This window comes from Sphingomonas sp. FG14, from assembly GCF_057809675.1.
Genome location: NZ_JBMDKK010000001.1, coordinates 514063 through 529580, shown reverse-complemented (window position 1 = coordinate 529580; position 15518 = coordinate 514063). Strand labels below are relative to the sequence as shown.

14 protein-coding genes are annotated in these 15518 nt (G+C 64.7%); 6 read left to right on the top strand and 8 right to left on the bottom strand.

Translation table 11 applies throughout. The features are described 5' to 3' along the window. Positions 1-98: 98 nt before the first annotated feature. The 3 genes from ACODTA_RS02455 to ACODTA_RS02445 are packed head-to-tail and all read right to left on the bottom strand — an operon-like array spanning position 99 to position 5824. Positions 99-1505 carry an efflux transporter outer membrane subunit gene (locus ACODTA_RS02455; RefSeq protein ID WP_489064217.1) on the bottom strand — a complete coding sequence of 469 codons (1407 nt, stop codon included), beginning with the start codon at positions 1503-1505 and terminating at the stop codon, positions 99-101. Continuing rightward, positions 1498-4671 (bottom strand): multidrug efflux RND transporter permease subunit, encoded by a 3174-nt coding sequence (locus tag ACODTA_RS02450; protein WP_489065379.1) that lies wholly within the window; start codon positions 4669-4671, stop codon positions 1498-1500. Before ACODTA_RS02450 ends, ACODTA_RS02455 begins: the two co-directional genes overlap by 8 nt. Positions 4672-4684: 13 nt before the next feature. Continuing rightward, positions 4685-5824, bottom strand: a complete 1140-nt coding sequence (locus tag ACODTA_RS02445; protein WP_489064216.1) for an efflux RND transporter periplasmic adaptor subunit — start codon at positions 5822-5824, stop codon at positions 4685-4687. A 113-nt stretch (positions 5825-5937) separates the two neighbouring features. On the opposite strand from ACODTA_RS02445, the gene ACODTA_RS02440 reads away from it, so the two are divergent. From ACODTA_RS02440 to ACODTA_RS02415, 6 genes are all read left to right on the top strand, one after another. Next, entirely contained in the window at positions 5938-6567 is a 630-nt protein-coding gene (locus ACODTA_RS02440) for a TetR/AcrR family transcriptional regulator (RefSeq protein ID WP_489064215.1), read from the top strand. 71 nt (positions 6568-6638) lie between these two features. Continuing rightward, positions 6639-8027, top strand: coding sequence for a leucyl aminopeptidase family protein (locus ACODTA_RS02435; RefSeq protein ID WP_489064214.1), 1389 nt, complete (start codon positions 6639-6641; stop codon positions 8025-8027). Between the two features lie 172 nt (positions 8028-8199). Further along, complete coding sequence (locus tag ACODTA_RS02430; protein ID WP_222988577.1) at positions 8200-8517, top strand: MarR family transcriptional regulator; 318 nt, start codon at positions 8200-8202, stop codon at positions 8515-8517. A gap of 52 nt (positions 8518-8569) precedes the next feature. Then, entirely contained in the window at positions 8570-9325 is a 756-nt protein-coding gene (locus tag ACODTA_RS02425; RefSeq protein WP_489064213.1) for a C40 family peptidase, read from the top strand. Continuing rightward, the gene (argC, locus tag ACODTA_RS02420; protein WP_489064212.1) at positions 9322-10263 is read left to right on the top strand and encodes an N-acetyl-gamma-glutamyl-phosphate reductase; all 942 of its coding nucleotides are present in this window, start codon (positions 9322-9324) and stop codon (positions 10261-10263) included. The genes ACODTA_RS02425 and argC overlap by 4 nt, the downstream gene beginning before the upstream one ends. 181 nt (positions 10264-10444) lie before the next feature. Further along, positions 10445-10879 (top strand): hypothetical protein, encoded by a 435-nt coding sequence (locus ACODTA_RS02415; RefSeq protein WP_489064211.1) that lies wholly within the window; start codon positions 10445-10447, stop codon positions 10877-10879. A gap of 28 nt (positions 10880-10907) precedes the next feature. On the opposite strand, the gene mltG is transcribed toward ACODTA_RS02415, so the two are convergent. The 5 genes from mltG to fabD form a co-directional block, all read right to left on the bottom strand. After that, complete coding sequence (gene mltG / locus ACODTA_RS02410; protein ID WP_489064210.1) at positions 10908-11876, bottom strand: endolytic transglycosylase MltG; 969 nt, start codon at positions 11874-11876, stop codon at positions 10908-10910. A gap of 4 nt (positions 11877-11880) precedes the next feature. Beyond that, positions 11881-13140, bottom strand: coding sequence for a beta-ketoacyl-ACP synthase II (gene fabF, locus ACODTA_RS02405; RefSeq protein WP_489064209.1), 1260 nt, complete (start codon positions 13138-13140; stop codon positions 11881-11883). Between the two features lie 105 nt (positions 13141-13245). Further along, on the bottom strand, positions 13246-13482 hold the full coding sequence (locus ACODTA_RS02400; RefSeq protein WP_222988582.1) for an acyl carrier protein: 237 nt from the start codon (positions 13480-13482) through the stop codon (positions 13246-13248). Between the two features lie 188 nt (positions 13483-13670). Beyond that, positions 13671-14408 (bottom strand): 3-oxoacyl-[acyl-carrier-protein] reductase, encoded by a 738-nt coding sequence (fabG, locus tag ACODTA_RS02395; protein ID WP_489064208.1) that lies wholly within the window; start codon positions 14406-14408, stop codon positions 13671-13673. 94 nt (positions 14409-14502) lie between these two features. Beyond that, positions 14503-15441 (bottom strand): ACP S-malonyltransferase, encoded by a 939-nt coding sequence (gene fabD / locus ACODTA_RS02390; RefSeq protein ID WP_489064207.1) that lies wholly within the window; start codon positions 15439-15441, stop codon positions 14503-14505. Positions 15442-15518 lie beyond the last annotated feature (77 nt).

The window sequence follows — 15518 nt, the reverse complement described above, 5'->3', positions numbered from 1 at the left end:
CCGTCCGGTTTCCGATACGGGGTAGCCGCCCGGCGTGGCGACGGCAAGAAATTACAACCTAAATCACACGATTTTACGAACCTTCGGTGACTGCCCGGTCACTCCATCAGTCCGCCGCCGAGCGCGACATAGAGCGAGACGAGATTGTCGGCCTGCGCCCGGCGAAGCTGCATCAACGCCTGTTCCGCCGCGAAGAGGTTCCGCTCGGCATCAAGCACTTCGAGATAGCCGGCAACGCCTTCGCGATAACGGGTGCGCGCGAGATCCGCGATGCGGCGGGTGGCCAAGGTGCCACGCTCCTGCGCGGCCACCTGCTCCGCCAGATAACGGCGCCCGGCCAGCGCATCCGCAACCTCGCGGAATGCGCCCTGCACCGTTCGTTCGTAGGTTGCGACCGCGATATTCTCGCGGGCTTCCGCGACGGTCAGATTGCCCTTGTTGCGTCCGAAATCGAAGATCGGCAGGTTGATCGACGGTCCGAAGCTCCAGCTCAGATGGTCGCTGCCGAGCAGGTTGCCGAGGTCGACCGAGGCGAAACCGAGCGAACCGGTCAACGAGATCGAGGGGAAGAAGGCGGCGCGCGCGGCACCGATATTGGCGCGCGCGGCACGCAGCCTTTCCTCCGCCGCCAGTACATCGGGCCGGGCCACGAGCAGGTCGGACGGCAATCCGGCTGCGAGCGCGGGCGATTGCGTCTGCTGCGCGAGCGGCAGTGCCGCCGGCAACGGCGCGGGCACCGGCCCGCCGGTCAGTACGCCGAGGAAATTCTCGCTTTGCGAACGCGACAACCGCAGCGCCGCCAGTTCGGTCTCCGCCTGTGTCAGCAGCGTTTCGGATTGACGATAATCGAGCGCGGAGGTCACGCCCGCATCAAGCCGTCGCTTGGCGATGCGCAATCCTTCCTGGCGGCTTTGTACGGTCGCTTCCGCCAGCGCGATCCGCTCGCTGGCCTCGCGCAGCGCCAGATAGGTGCTGGCAACGTCGCGGACGAGTGAAAGCCTGAAGGCGCGTTCGGCCTCGACAGTCGCCAGATATTGCCGGCGGGCTGCTTCCGACAGATTGCGTACCCGTCCCCAGAAATCGAGTTCGAAACCGGTGACGCCCACGCCCACCGAATAGCGGGTCTGGGTGATCGATCCCGTGGCGCCCGGAATACCGGCGGCTGCCAGCGGCGTCCGGCTGCGTGTCGCGTCTCCGGTCGTGGCGAGCGTCGGTAGCTGGTCCGCACGCTGGATGCGGTACTGGCCGCGCGCTTCCTCGATCTGCGCGACCGCGACCGCGAGGTCACGATTGCGCTGCAGTGCTTGCCCGATCAGCGCCTCAAGTTGCGGATCGGCGAAGAAGGCACGCCATCCGATCTCGGTCGCCCGTTGCCCCGGCGCCACGCCACCCGCCGATTCCGCCGGATACTCGCTGGCGGTCGGCAACGCCGGCCGTTCGTGCGGCGGCGCAAGATTGCAGCCGGCCAGAAGTGCCAGGGCGGCGGCGGGAACTATCTTACGCATGACCGGCCTCCGGCTCGTGATGCCCCTTCTCGCTTGGTGCCGGTGGACGGCGCTTCGAGATCCAGCGGCGGACCGCCAGGTAGAAGAGCGGAATGAAGAAGATTCCGAAGATCGTCGCCGCGATCATCCCGCCCATCACGCCGGTGCCGACGGCGCGGCGGCTGGCTGCCCCGGCGCCGCTCGCGATCACCAGCGGCACCATGCCGAGGATGAAGGCGAGCGAGGTCATGATGATCGGTCGCAGGCGAAGCTTCACCGCCTCCATCACCGCATCGAGCGTCGATTTGCCCTCCGCTTCCTGTTCGATCGCGAATTCGACGATCAGGATGGCATTCTTGGCGGCGAGGCCGATGATCGTGATCAGGCCCACATTGAAATAGATATCGGCATTGAGACCGCGCAGCATCGAGAAGAGCACCGCCCCGAGCACCCCCAGCGGCACCACCAGCAACACCGAGATCGGCACCGACCAGCTTTCATAAAGCGCCGCGAGCAGCAGGAAGACCACGACCAGCGAGAGGCCGAGCAACAGCCCGATCTGGCCGGCCGATTGCTGCTCTTCGTAGGAAATACCCGTCCATTCGAAGGTGAAACCCGCCGGAAGCTTGCCGGCCAGTTGCTCCATCTCGGCCATCGCCTCGCCGGTCGAGCGGCCGGGCGCAGGCGTACCGGAGATCGTCATCGCGGGATAACCGTTATAGCGTTGGAGCTGCGGCGGCCCAGCCGTCCAGTCGACTGTGGTGAAGGCGCCGAAGGGCACCATCTCGCCCTGAGCATTGCGCGCCTTGAGGTCTAGCACGTCCTGCGGAGTCATCCGGTACGCCGCGTCAGCCTGAAGCAGCACACGCAATACGCGGCCGTCGCGGGTGAAGTCGTTGGCATAGGCGCTGCCGAAGGCGATCGCGAGCGTCGCATTGACGTCGCCAACCGACAGGCCGAGCGCACGCGCCTTGATCCGATCGATGTCGACGCGAAGCTGCGGCGCATCCTCCTGCCCCTCCGGCCTGACGCCGGCCAGCACGGGGCTTTGCGACGCCATGCCCAGCATCTGGTTACGCGCCTGGAGCAAGGCGGCCGCTCCGTTGCCGCCGCGATCCTCGAGCTTGAAGGTGAAGCCGCTGGCAGTGCCCAGTTCTGGAATGGATGGCGGATTCAGCGTGAAGACCATCGCTTCCTTGATCTGCATGAGCGCGCCGAGCGCTTTGCCCGCCAGCGTGTCCGCGCTGTTCTCCTTGCCCTTGCGCTCGTCCCAGGGGTGGAGCGAGATGAAGCCCATCGCATTGCTCTGCCCCTGGCCGAAGAAGCTGAAGCCGCGCACGAAAACCATGTTCTTCACCTGCGGCTGGCTCTCGAAGAACTTCTTCGCTTCACTGATCGCGACATCGGTGCGTTCGCGGGTAGCGCCGGGCGGCGCCTGGATCACCGTGATGACGAAACCCTGGTCCTCCTGCGGCAGGAAGCCGCCAGGCAGGCGCTGGAACAGGATGAAGGTGATACCGACCAGCGCCACGAAAACCGCCAACCAGCGCAATGGCGCCGACAGGATCTTGCCGACACGGCCCTGGTATCGATCTGTCGTGCGTCCGAACCAGTCGTTGAAACGGCCGAAGAAACGGTTCAACCCCGCCTGGAAACGATTGGCGGATTCCGCATGATCCGGATCGTGCGGTTTCAGCAGCGCCGCGCACAAGGCGGGCGTCAACGTCAGCGCGAGCAGCGCCGAGAACGCGATTGAGATCGCGAGCGTGACCGAGAATTGCCGATAGATTCCGCCCGTCGATCCCGGGAAGAAAGCCATCGGGATGAACACCGCGATCAGCACCAGCGTGATGCCGATGATGGCGGAGGTGATCTGCCCCATGGCCTTCACGGTCGCGTCATAGGGCGAGAGCCCTTCGTCGCGCATGATGCGCTCGACATTTTCGATGACGACGATCGCGTCGTCCACAAGGATGCCGATCGCCAGCACCATGCCGAACAAGGTAAGCACATTGATCGAGAAACCGAACATCCACAGGCCCAGGCATGCGCCGGCCAGCGCGATTGGCACGACCACCGTCGGGATGATCGTCGCCCGGAAATTCTGGAGGAACAGGAACATGACGAGGAAGACCAGCGCCATCGCCTCGACGAGAGTCTTGACGACCTCCTCGACCGAAATGGTGATGAACGGCGTGGTGTCGTAGGGAACCGACCAGGTGATGTCGGGCGGGAAGCCCTTTTCGAGCTCCGCCATGCGCGCCTTCACGCCTTCGGCTGCCTGCAGCGCGTTGGAGCCGGACGTGAGCTGGACCGCCAGGCCGGCCATCGGCTTGCCGTTGAGTTCGGTGCCGAAGAGATAGGACTGCGCGCCGAGCTCGACTCGGCCGACGTCGCCCAATGTGACTGCCGATCCGTCCGGATTGGCGCGCAGAATGATCGCCGCGAACTGTTCGGGAGTGGTGAAGCGGCTCTGCGTCTTGATCGTCGCGTTGATCTCGGTCCCGCGCGCGATCGGCTGGTCGCCAAGCTGGCCACCGGGCGACTGGCTGTTCTGCTCCTGCACCGCCGCCAGCGCTTCCGCCGCCGACAGATTATACGTGGCGAGCTTGGCCGGATCGAGCCAGATGCGCATCGCATATTCGGACGAGAAGGCCTGGATATTGCCGACCCCTTCGACGCGGCGAAGTTCGTCGACGATCCGCGTGCTCGCGAAATTGCCCAGTTCGAGCGTCGGCGTGCCACCGCTCTTCGACGTGATGGCGACAATCAGCAGGAAGCCGGGATTGGCTTCGTTCACCTGGATACCCTGGCGGCGCACATCCTCGGGCAGGCGCTGTTCGACACGGCGCAGCCTGTTCTGCACGTTCATCTGCGCGATATCGATGTCGGTGCCGGCATCGAAAGTGATGGTGATCGTGGCGGTGCCGTTCGAATTGGAGGTCGACGCCATGTAGAGGAAACCCTCTACGCCGTTCAGTTCCTGCTCGATCACCTGGGTGACGTTCTGCTCCAGCGTCGCCGCGTCGGCGCCCGGATAGGTCACGTTGATCGCCAGCGATGGCGGCGCGACGGTCGGATATTGTTCGATCGGCAGACCGCGCAGCGCGATAACGCCCGCGAGCAGGATGCCAAGTGCGATCACCCAGGCGAAGACCGGGCGATCGATGAAGAAGCGGGGCGCCATCATCGGACCGAACTCAGCGCTTGCCGGGCTTGGCGGGAGCAGCAGGATTAACCGGCTGGCCCGGCATCACCTTCTGCAATCCGTCGACGATGACGCGGTCGCCAGCCTTCAGCCCTTCACGGATCACCCATTTGTCACCCTGGAGCTCACCGAGCTTCACGGGCCGCGCAACCGCGACATTCTTGGGGCCGACCACGATCACGCTCGCCCCTTCGGTCGAGACCTTCACCGCGCGCTGCGGCACCATGATGCCGTTGGGCCTGACGCCCGCCTCCAGCCTTGCGCGGACAAACTGTCCGGGGAGCAGGAGCTGGCCGGGATTGGCGAATTCGGCGCGGAGAGCGGCGGTGCCGGTCTGTTCGTTGATCGAGAGATCGAGGAAATCGAGATGGCCGACGAGCGGCGAGACGCTGCCATCCTCCAGCACCAGCTTCACCTCCACCCGGCCGAGTGCTGGTAGCGCGAGCTTGCCTGACGACATGTCGCGGCGCACCGCGAGGAGATCCGAGCTCGACTGCGAGAAATTGACGTAGATGCGATCGATCTGCTCGATCGTCGTGAGCAGCGTGCCGCCGGCGGCGCTGACCAGCGCGCCTTCGGTCACCTGTGCGCGGCCGACACGGCCGGAGATCGGCGCGGTGACGGTGGTGTAGCCAAGGCTGAGCCGGGCGGAATCGAGCTGCGCGCGCGCCTGTGCGACATCGGCCTGCGCCGTCCGCATCCGCGCCACGGCCGCATCATATTCCTGCTTGCTGATCGCCTGGTCCGCGATCAAGCCCTGATAGCGCTGCACATCCTGCTGGGCGTTGGCCGCCGTCGCCTGTGCTCGCGCAAGCTGCGCCTGCACCGCATTCAGGCCGGCGCGGAGTTCGCGCGGATCGACCTGAAAAAGGGGCTTGCCGGCCGGGACATCGCTGCCCTCTTCATACAGGCGCGCTTGTACGATGCCGTCGACGCGTGCGCGCACTTCGGACGTCCGATAGGCCTGAACGCGGCCGGGAAGTTCGATGACGTTGGCCACCGACTGGGGCTGGATCGTGATCGTCGTCACCTGCGGCGGCGGCGGCGCGGGGGGAGCCTCTTGTCCACAAGACGCAAGAACTGTCGCGGCAAGCAGGCCTGCCGCGATCCGGATCGGGAAAAAACGCTTCATCATACTTCCCCTGTCAGCGCGGCACACGATGCTGCGTCGCAACAAGAATGGACGTGCGCTTTAGTGTAATGTACATTACAGTCAATGACGAACATGATCCAACAGATATTTTCATGAGTGCCGCCACACTCTCGCCCGCCGATAACCGGCGCGAAGGGAGACGGCTCGCGATCATCGAGGCGGCCGAATCGCTGTTCCTGGAACGCGGTTATGAACGCACCAGCCTGGCCGCGATCATCGAGCGTTCGGGCGGGTCGCTGGCGACGGTCTATGAATTGTTCGGCAACAAGCAGGGCCTTCTGCGCGCGGTCGTGGAAGGGCAGAAGCACCAGAGCGGCATCGATCTTTGCAGGATGGAGGAGGATGCAGATACCAGGGAGAGCACCGCTGCCCTGCTGATGCGCTATGCGCACGAACTTTACGAACATATGATGCGGCCGCGCGTGATCGAACTGATGCGCGTGATCATCGTCGAATCGATGCGCGATCCCGATTTTGCACGCGCCTTTCACCAGGATTTTCATGTGCCGGTGGTTCAGGAGATGGCGGATATCTTTGCGCGCTGGACCCGCGAAGGTCGCGCCGATATCGATCGTCCCGAAGCGGCGGCTGAGCTTTTCCTGGCCATGATCATCAGCGATGCCCAGTTAAGGGCCATGACGGCGATCGCACCGCCGCCACTGGTGGAGGCCGGACTCGACTGGCGGCTTGCGCCATTTCTCGGCCATTTCCGATTTCGCTGAACGATGCGGGCAACGAAGATTTATCGACGAGGTCGATTGAGCCCCGCCGCTTGACGGGCTAGCGCAATGCCATGAGCGATCTTTCGAAGCTGATCCAGCCGGACAAGGGCCAGCCCGCCCGCACCATCCATCTCGTCGATGCCAAGGGTTATGAGGATTGGGTGAAGGCGCAACCACCGCGCCACCGCGCCGCGATCGATGCACAGCGATTGAAACCCTCGGGCTTCGCCAGCGCGATCCTGCCGGGAGACAAGCCAGAAGACTGGTCCGTGGTCAGCATCGTGGCGAACAGGGTCGCACTTTCGCCCTGGTGCCTTGCCAGACTGGCGGAAACCCTTCCCGAAGGCCATTATCGGCTGGCCGATGGCGAACCTGGCCCGGCAATGCTCGGCTGGCTGACCGCGCAATATCGCTTCGAGCGCTATCGCAAGGACGAGAAGGTCGCTGGTCCGCGCGTGCTCCTGACCGGCGACGTGGCGCGGATCGCCGAAACGGTGCGGATCGCCGCCGCGACGGCGCTGGTCCGGGATCTGGTCAATACCGCCGCGGCCGATCTGGGCCCCGCCGAATTGCAACACGCTGTCGAGGCCTTGGCCAAGGCGCATGGCGCGACCACCTCTGTCGTGAAGGGGCATGATCTCGAGAGTGGCTATCCGATGGTCCATGCCGTCGGTAAGGCGGCGGACAAGACACACGCGCCGCGCCTCATCGAACTGGAATGGGGCAATCCCGTGCATCCGCGCGTCGCGATTATCGGCAAAGGCGTGTGCTTCGACAGCGGCGGCCTGGATATCAAGCCCAGCGCGGGCATGCGGCTGATGAAGAAGGATATGGGCGGCGCAGCGCATGCGCTGGCACTGGCGCAGCTCGTGATGGAGCACCGCCTGCCCGTACGCCTCCACCTGCTGATCCCCGCGGTGGAGAACGCGATCTCCGGCAACGCCTTCCGCCCCGGCGACGTGCTCCGCAGCCGCAAAGGCCTGTCGGTTGAGATCGCCAATACCGATGCAGAGGGACGATTGATCCTGGGCGACGCACTGGCGCGGGCATCCGAGCAGGCCCCTGCCCTGATCGTCGATTTCGCGACGCTGACGGGCGCCGCGCGCGTGGCGCTCGGGCCCGATCTGCCCGCGCTGTTCGCCAACGACGATACCCTCGCCGATGCGTTGCTCGCTGCTGGCTTGGCCGAGGACGACCCGCTTTGGCGTCTTCCGCTGTGGCCCGGCTATGCCGATATGCTCAAATCGGACATCGCCGACCTCAACAATGCGCCCGATGGCGGCTTCGCCGGATCGGTGACGGCGGCGATGTTCCTGGAACGCTTTGTGCCGAAGGAAACGCCATGGGCGCATTTCGACACCTTCGCATGGCGCCCAGCCACAAAACCCGGACGCCCGAAGGGCGGCGACGCGCTTGGGTTGCGCGCCGCATGGGCGATGCTGAAGGCGCGCTACGCCTGATCGCGAAGGCCGGCAAAACCGCGGTATTCGCGATGCGGCACGACAAAAGCGCGACAAGCCTGAAACCGCAGCGCTGCTAGCGCGTTATGCCATGACGTAGCCGTTCCGATCGGCGCGACTGGCAGAGCGAGGTGACAGCTCCGTGGTTTACGAGGCAATTCTGACGAGCTGGATGAGGACGCTGACGGATTATGTCCGCTCCGGCGAACCCGATCTGACCAATCGACAAATGGCGCTTTTGCTGGTGGTCTATCTGAAGCCGGGACCGCATACGGTGCGCGGCCTCGCGCGCATTCTCAACGTCTCCAAGCCAGTTGTGACGCGCGCCTTGAATAAACTGGGGTCGCTCGGCTATTTGCGCCGCCAGCGCGATGACGCGGACCGCCGCAACATCTTCGTCGCGCAGACGCGTGAAGGGACAGAATTTCTTGAAGGCTTCGGTGAACTCATCGACAACACAAGCGGAGCGCGCCCACGCGAAGCCGTGTGACAGGTTCGGCCTGACCGGCCCATCCGTCGTCCTCGACCGCCGGATCAATGCCGTGCGCGGCGATATCGCCGACATCGCGCTTGCCGGTATCCTGTTCGCCCCTCACTACGCATGCCCAATGGCGCGACGCTGCGCCGTTCCGTCCGTGCCCGTTCGCGATCGAGCAGGTGACGACGGCGCGCAGATATCCGAACTCATTTTCGGCGAATCATTCGAAGTACTCGATTTGAGCGGCGGCTGGGCCTGGGGCTACAGCACTGCGGACCACTATGTCGGTTATGTACCGGAAGGCGCGCTTGCAGCTCCTCTGGAGGGGCCATGGCGTGTCGCCGTGCCGCAAACACGATCCGATGCCGGCGAAATCCTCTATATGGGATCGCGGATCGACGGCATCGTCGAAGGCGCGCTGCTGACCAGTGCGGTCGGCACCGTGAAGCTCGGCGAGCTCGCCGGCCCGGACGCGGTTTTCGATCCGGTATCCTTGGCCGAACTTTTCCTGGGCGCACCCTATCTTCTCGGAGGGCGCACGGTACGTGGCATAGATTGTTCGGGGCTCGTCCAGATCGCCTACGGCATGGCGGGACTAGCCCTGCCGCGCGATAGTGACCTCCAGGCGGCGACCGGAACACCACTGGCGGATGGTGAAGCGCGCCAGCGCGGCGACCTGGCCTTTTTCCCCGGCCATGTCGGGATGATGATCGATGGAGAATGCATGATCCACGCGACCGCGCATAGCGGCAACGTCACCATCGAACCGCTTGCGGATGTCGAGGCGCGCACCACCGCGGCACAGGTGCGGCGGCCATGACGCGCGTCTTCATCGACGGTGCGGCGGGCACGACCGGCCTTGAAATCCGTGAACGGCTGGCCGGTCGCGACGATCTTTCGGTCATCGCCCTGTCCGATGCCGATCGCAAGGATGCGGCCGCCCGACGCGGCGCGCTCAACGAAGCCGATGCGGTGATCCTCTGCCTGCCCGACGATGCGGCGCGCGAAGCGGTGTCGCTGATCGAGAATCCCGACGTGCGTGTCATCGATGCCTCGACCGCGCATCGCACCGCCGCCGGCTGGGCCTATGGTTTTGCGGAGATCGAGCCGGAACGCCGCGCGGAGCTGTCGGGCGCCAGGCGCATCTCAAATCCCGGCTGCTATCCCACCGGCTTCCTGGCGCTGGTGCGGCCGCTGGTGCGTGCCGGTCTGATTCCGGGGGACTGGCCATTCACGGTGAACGCCACGTCCGGCTATTCGGGTGGCGGCAAGTCGATGATTGCCGCCTTCGAAGATGCCGGCGCGCCCGATGCGACCGACACCGCGTTCCGCATCTACGCCCTCGGCCTAGGGCACAAGCATGTCGCGGAAATGCAGGTTCAAGGCGGCCTTGCCCATCCGCCACTGTTCATGCCGGCGGTAGCGCGCGCGTATCGCGGCATGCTCGTCGAGGTTCCGTTGCAGTTGCGCGCCATGGCGAATGCGCCGAGCGCGGCCGCACTGCGCGACGCGTTGGCCGACGCTTACGCGGGCAGCCGCCTGGTTTCGGTGCATCGGGGCGACGATCCGTCACTGCTGATGCTGGAACGCACGGCCGGAACCGATCGCCTGGAACTGTTCGTCTTCGCCAATGAAGCGGCAGGCCAGGTCCGCCTCGTCGCGGCGCTCGACAATCTCGGCAAGGGTGCGGGGGGGGCGGCCGTCCAGAATCTCAATCTGGCGGTGGGCCTGGACGAATATGCGGGGCTGCGCCTCTAGTGGATGGTATCCGACAAAAGCATCCGCTTTTGACGGAGGTCCGATCCACTCAGCCATGGAAGAGTAGTCTGACCGAGACAGATGCGGATGCATCTGTCTCGGTCAGACTACTGGCGGGATCGATATTGCGTTGACGACACTTTAGGCGCAGCCTTCCCTCCGGGAGAAAAAGGGGGATGCCATGAATGAAGTCGCCATGGCCGCGCCGACATGGTTCTGGATCGTCGTCGCCGTCTTCATCCTGTGGAGTCTGATGGGCTGCTGGGCCTGTTATAGTCAGTTGACCATCACGCCCGAGAAACTCGCCGCCCTGCCCGACGCGCAACGCGATGCGTGGACGGCCCAGCCGGGCCTGGTCAAATTCGCCTATGTCGTCGCGGTCGGCGCGGGACTTGCCGGTGCGCTGCTCCTCGCCGCGCGGATGGATGCGGCGCGATGGGCATTCGTCGCATCGCTGGTCGCGGTGGTCATCCAGTTTGGCTGGTTCTTCGGCCCCTATCGAGGCGGCCAGAAGCTCGGCTGGGGAACCGCGGGCTTTCCGCTGTTCATCGTCGCCATGTGCGTGATCCAGATCTGGTTCACCTGCTTCGCCGCAGCGAAAGGCTGGATCGGCTGAACCCTAACACGGCACGGCCCGCCGATCGTTACATCTCGCCCTTGGCGCGACGCAGCGCATACCATTTCTGCACATTGGCGTTGTGCTGCGCCAACGTCTCGGCGAAGACATGGCCGCCGCTGCCGTCCGCCACGAAATAAAGCGCCCGACTCTGTTCGGGATCGAGCACCGCGGCGATCGATTCAGCACCGGGATTCGCGATCGGCCCGGCCGGCAGCCCCGCCATAGCATAGGTGTTGTAGCCGTTCTGGGCATTGAGCTCTGATCGCAGGATCCGCCGGCCCAGCGGCTTGCCCTTGGTAACCGGATAGATCACCGTCGGATCGGCCTGGAGCTTCATGCCGGTGCGCAGGCGGTTGCTGTAGACCGAAGCGACCATGCGCCGCTCGCTTGGAACGCCGGTTTCCTTCTCGACGATCGACGCCAGGATGATCGCCTCGCGCGGGCTGGAGACCGCGCTGGTTGGCTTGCGCGTCGCCCAAAGCTCGTCGAGCTTCTTCGTCATCGCGGCCTGCATGCGCTTGAGCACCGCTTCTCGCGGCTCTCCGCGTTCAAAACTGTATGAATCGGGCAGCACAGATCCTTCGGCCGGCACTTCGACCGTTCCGGTCAAAAGCTTCTCCGCCATCAGTTTTTCACGGACCAGGATCGAAGGCATGCCTTCGGGCACCGTTACGAAGCGTTGCAGCGTCTTGCCGCCCTGGAGCATCTTGAGCACGTCGGACGCGCTCATGCCCTTGGGAATGCGATATTCCCCCGACTGGATCGGGGCATCCTCCCCCAACAGCTTCGCGAAGGTCAGGAACAGATCGGCCGAGCGGATGGCTCCAGCCTGCTCCAGCGTTCGAGCAGCGCCCGTCAGCGACGAACCGTCCTTGATGACGACGGTCATGTTCTGCTCGGCCGGGCCGGGGCCGCCCCAGGTCCGCAGCACATAGAGCGCTGCCAGGCCAAGGGCGGCGGCAACGATCAGGCCGAGGCAGCCGGCCTTACGCATCGGATCAGACCGCCCGCATCACCAGGCTGGCGTTGGTACCGCCAAAGCCGAAGCTGTTGTTGAGGATCGCCTTCACCGCCCGCTCCTTCGCGACATGCGGCACGAGGTCCACGCCGTCGCAACCGTCGCTGGGATTGTCGAGGTTGAGCGTCGGCGGCACGATCTGGTCGCGGATCGCGAGGATGCCGAAGATCGATTCGACCGCGCCGGCACCGCCGAGCAGATGGCCGATCGCCGACTTGGTCGAGCTCATCGACAGGCCCGCGATATCGCTGCCGAACAGCCGCTTGACAGCGCCAAGCTCAAGCTCGTCGCCAAGCGGAGTCGAGGTACCGTGCGCATTGATATAGTCGATATCCGCCAATGACAGGCCGGACTTGCGCATCGCCATCTCCATCGAGCGATAAGCGCCCGACCCCTCGGGATGCGGCGCCGTCACGTGATAGGCGTCGCCCGACAGGCCATAACCCAGCACTTCGGCATAGATCTTGGCGCCGCGTGCCTTGGCGTGTTCATATTCCTCGAGGCAGACGATGCCCGCGCCTTCGCCCATCACGAAGCCATCGCGATCCTTGTCCCAGGGACGGCTGGCGCGGGTCGGTTCATCGTTGAAATTGGTCGAAAGCGCGCGCGCCTGCGCGAAACCCGCGATGCCGAGCGGGCAAAGCGCGCCTTCGGCGCCGCCCGCGAGCATGATGTCCGCATCGTCCATCGCGATCATACGCGCTGCGTCGCCGATCGCATGGGCACCGGTCGAACAGGCGGTGACGACCGCGTGGTTCGGCCCCATCAGCCCATATTTGATCTGCACCTGTCCGGTGATCAGGTTGATCAGCCGGCCATGGACGAAATGCGGGCTGACGCGGCGCGGCCCCTTTTCGTGCAGGACGATCGATTCTTCCTCGATACCCGGAAGGCCGCCGATGCCCGAGCCGATCGAACAGCCCGCGCGATAGCGTTGCGCTTCGGTCAGATCGGCGAGGCCGGCATCCTCATAGGCCTGGCCGGCCGCATCGATGCCATAGATGATGAAGGGATCGACCTGGCGCTGGACCTTGTGGTCGACACGCTTGGCAGGATCGAAGCCATATTCATGATCGGCGGGTTTCACCTCGCACGCGATCCGGCAGGCATAGTCGGTCGCGTCGAAACGCGTGATCTGGCCTGCGCCGGACTTGCCCGCGATCAGGTTTCTCCAGACGGTTTCGACTTCCGCCCCCAGCGGCGTCACGAGGCCAAGTCCGGTTACGACGACGCGGCGCATAGTCTCACTCCGATAGAAATTCCAACGCAAAACGGCCCCCCGGCCCTGATGAACCCGGGTCGGGGAGCCGCTTCCATATCATTTGGCGGCCGAACGGCCAGCCAATCAGCCCTTGTTGGCGTCGATATAGGAGATCGCATCCTTGACGGTCGAGATCTTCTCGGCCGCATCGTCGGGGATCTCGACGCCGAATTCTTCCTCGAAGGCCATCACGAGTTCGACGATATCCAGGCTGTCCGCGCCCAGATCGTCGATGAAGCTCGCGTCTTCGGTCACTTTCTCGGCCTCGACGCCGAGATGTTCGACGACGATCTTCTTCACGCGGTCGGCGGTCTCGCTCATGAGGTCATCCTTTTCTTAATAGGTGTTCAGCTTCACGACGCACCTAATGTGCCGCTGCGCCGCTGGCAAGAGGGCCAGGGAACTGGTTCGAACCAGCCGCCAATTCACAAGGAATTCTGCGCCCTCGAACCAAAGAAAAAAGAGATATCAGAAGATCGGGGCCGAGATTGCCGCCCCCGATGGCCCGATCAAAGCATCGCCATCCCGCCATTGACGTGCAGGGTCTGCCCGGTGACGTACGATGCCTCCCGGCTGGCGAGATAGACCACCGCGGCGCCGATATCGTCGCCCTCACCCAGCTTACCCGCCGGAATCCGGCCAAGCAGAGCCTCTTTCTGCGCGTCCGGCAACACATCGGTCATCGCCGAGCGGATGAAACCGGGCGCCACGCAGTTGACGGTGATGCCGCGGCTCGCGAGCTCCTGCGCCAGCGCCTTGGACATGCCGACAAGCCCGGCCTTGGACGCCGCATAATTGGCCTGTCCCGGATTTCCGGTGGCGCCGACCACCGAGGTGATCGAGACGATCCGGCCGAACCGCGCCTTCATCATCGGTTTGGCGGCGGCGCGGGCGAGGCGGAAGGCGGCTTCCAGATTGACGCGGATCACGGTGTCCCATTCCTCATCCTTCATCCGCATCGCCAGATTATCGCGCGTGACGCCGGCGTTGTTGATCAGGATATCGATCTGGCCCAACGCCTCGACGGCGCGGGGGACAAGGCCGTCGACGGCGGCGCCGTCAGCCAGGTTGCAATCGAGCGCGACATGTTCGCCCCCCAGTTCGGCGCGGAACGCCTCCAGTTTCTCGACATTGGAGCCCGACAGCGCCAGCCGCGCGCCCTGCCCCGCCAAAGCCCTGGCGACGGCGGATCCGATTCCGCCCGAAGCGCCGGTCACCAGCGCGGTCATCCCTGTCAGATCGAACATGTCTTCATTCCCTTCACGTCAATGCCGGCAAATCCGGCATCTTGCGTACCCCTCGAGATGCCGGACTTCGCCGGCATGACGCTCGACAAGGGCCTTACAGCGTCTTCAGCAACGCTTCGATATCGTCCATCGAAACCAGGCTGACGGCCTCGACTTCGCCGGCGGTGCTGCGCTTGACCATGGGGCCGAGCACCTTGCCGCCGAACTCGACGAACTGAACGACGCCCGCCGCTTCCATCGCCAGCACCGATTCGCGCCAGCGCACGCGCCCCGTCACCTGCTCCACCAGCAGTCCGCGAACAGTATCCGGATCGACGGCGGGTGCGGCAGTGACATTCGCGAACACCGGGACCAGAGGCGCGCGGATCGCGGCATTGGCCAATGCTTCCGCCATCGCATCGGCGGCCGGTTGCATCAGCGGACAATGGAAGGGCGCGGAAACCGGCAGCAGGATGCCACGCTTGATGCCGTGATCCTTGACCAGCGCCACCGCGCGATCGATCGCGCCCTTGTGGCCGGAGATCACGACCTGCCCCGGATCATTGTCGTTCGCGACAGTGCAGACTTCGCCTTCCGCGGCAGCTTCGGCCAGCGCCTGCGCCTTGTCGATATCGGCGCCGAGCAGCGCGGCCATCGCGCCCTCGCCCACCGGCACGGCGGCCTGCATCACCTGGCCGCGCAACTTGAGCAGGCGCGCGGTGGTGGCAAGATCGAACGCGTCGGCAGCGCACAAGGCGCTATACTCACCCAGGCTGTGCCCCGCGACGAAATCGGCCTTGTCCACTAGGCTGACGCCGCCTTCGCGTTCGAGCACGCGCAAGGCGGCGATCGCGTTCGCCATGATCGCGGGCTGTGCATTCTCGGTGAGCGTGAGCTGATCCTCCGGCCCTTCGGTCATCAGCCGGAACAGATTCTGTCCCAGCGCCTCGTCGACCTCCTGAAACACCTCTCGAGCGGCGGGACTCGCATCGGCCAGCGCCTTGCCCATGCCGACGGCCTGACTGCCCTGCCCTGGAAAAATGAACGCCTTCATGGCCAGTTCTGCTCCTGTTACAATTCGCGACACAAATCTGATTGGCGCGGAAAATCGGTTGCGGCAGGACCTAGAGA

Excerpts from the sequence above, each read along its gene's own strand:
- fabF (WP_489064209.1), bottom strand. The coding sequence starts at position 13,140 with ATGCGCCGCGTCGTCGTAACCGGACTTGGCCTCGTGACGCCGCTGGGG.
- mltG (WP_489064210.1), bottom strand. The coding sequence starts at position 11,876 with ATGCGTAAGGCCGGCTGCCTCGGCCTGATCGTTGCCGCCGCCCTTGGC.
- ACODTA_RS02415 (WP_489064211.1), top strand. The coding sequence starts at position 10,445 with ATGAATGAAGTCGCCATGGCCGCGCCGACATGGTTCTGGATCGTCGTC.
- ACODTA_RS02435 (WP_489064214.1), top strand. The coding sequence starts at position 6,639 with ATGAGCGATCTTTCGAAGCTGATCCAGCCGGACAAGGGCCAGCCCGCC.
- fabD (WP_489064207.1), bottom strand. The coding sequence starts at position 15,441 with ATGAAGGCGTTCATTTTTCCAGGGCAGGGCAGTCAGGCCGTCGGCATG.
- ACODTA_RS02455 (WP_489064217.1), bottom strand. The coding sequence starts at position 1,505 with ATGCGTAAGATAGTTCCCGCCGCCGCCCTGGCACTTCTGGCCGGCTGC.
- ACODTA_RS02430 (WP_222988577.1), top strand. The coding sequence starts at position 8,200 with ATGAGGACGCTGACGGATTATGTCCGCTCCGGCGAACCCGATCTGACC.
- ACODTA_RS02400 (WP_222988582.1), bottom strand. The coding sequence starts at position 13,482 with ATGAGCGAGACCGCCGACCGCGTGAAGAAGATCGTCGTCGAACATCTC.
- ACODTA_RS02440 (WP_489064215.1), top strand. The coding sequence starts at position 5,938 with ATGAGTGCCGCCACACTCTCGCCCGCCGATAACCGGCGCGAAGGGAGA.
- fabG (WP_489064208.1), bottom strand. The coding sequence starts at position 14,408 with ATGTTCGATCTGACAGGGATGACCGCGCTGGTGACCGGCGCTTCGGGC.
- ACODTA_RS02445 (WP_489064216.1), bottom strand. The coding sequence starts at position 5,824 with ATGAAGCGTTTTTTCCCGATCCGGATCGCGGCAGGCCTGCTTGCCGCG.
- argC (WP_489064212.1), top strand. The coding sequence starts at position 9,322 with ATGACGCGCGTCTTCATCGACGGTGCGGCGGGCACGACCGGCCTTGAA.
- ACODTA_RS02450 (WP_489065379.1), bottom strand. The coding sequence starts at position 4,671 with ATGGCGCCCCGCTTCTTCATCGATCGCCCGGTCTTCGCCTGGGTGATC.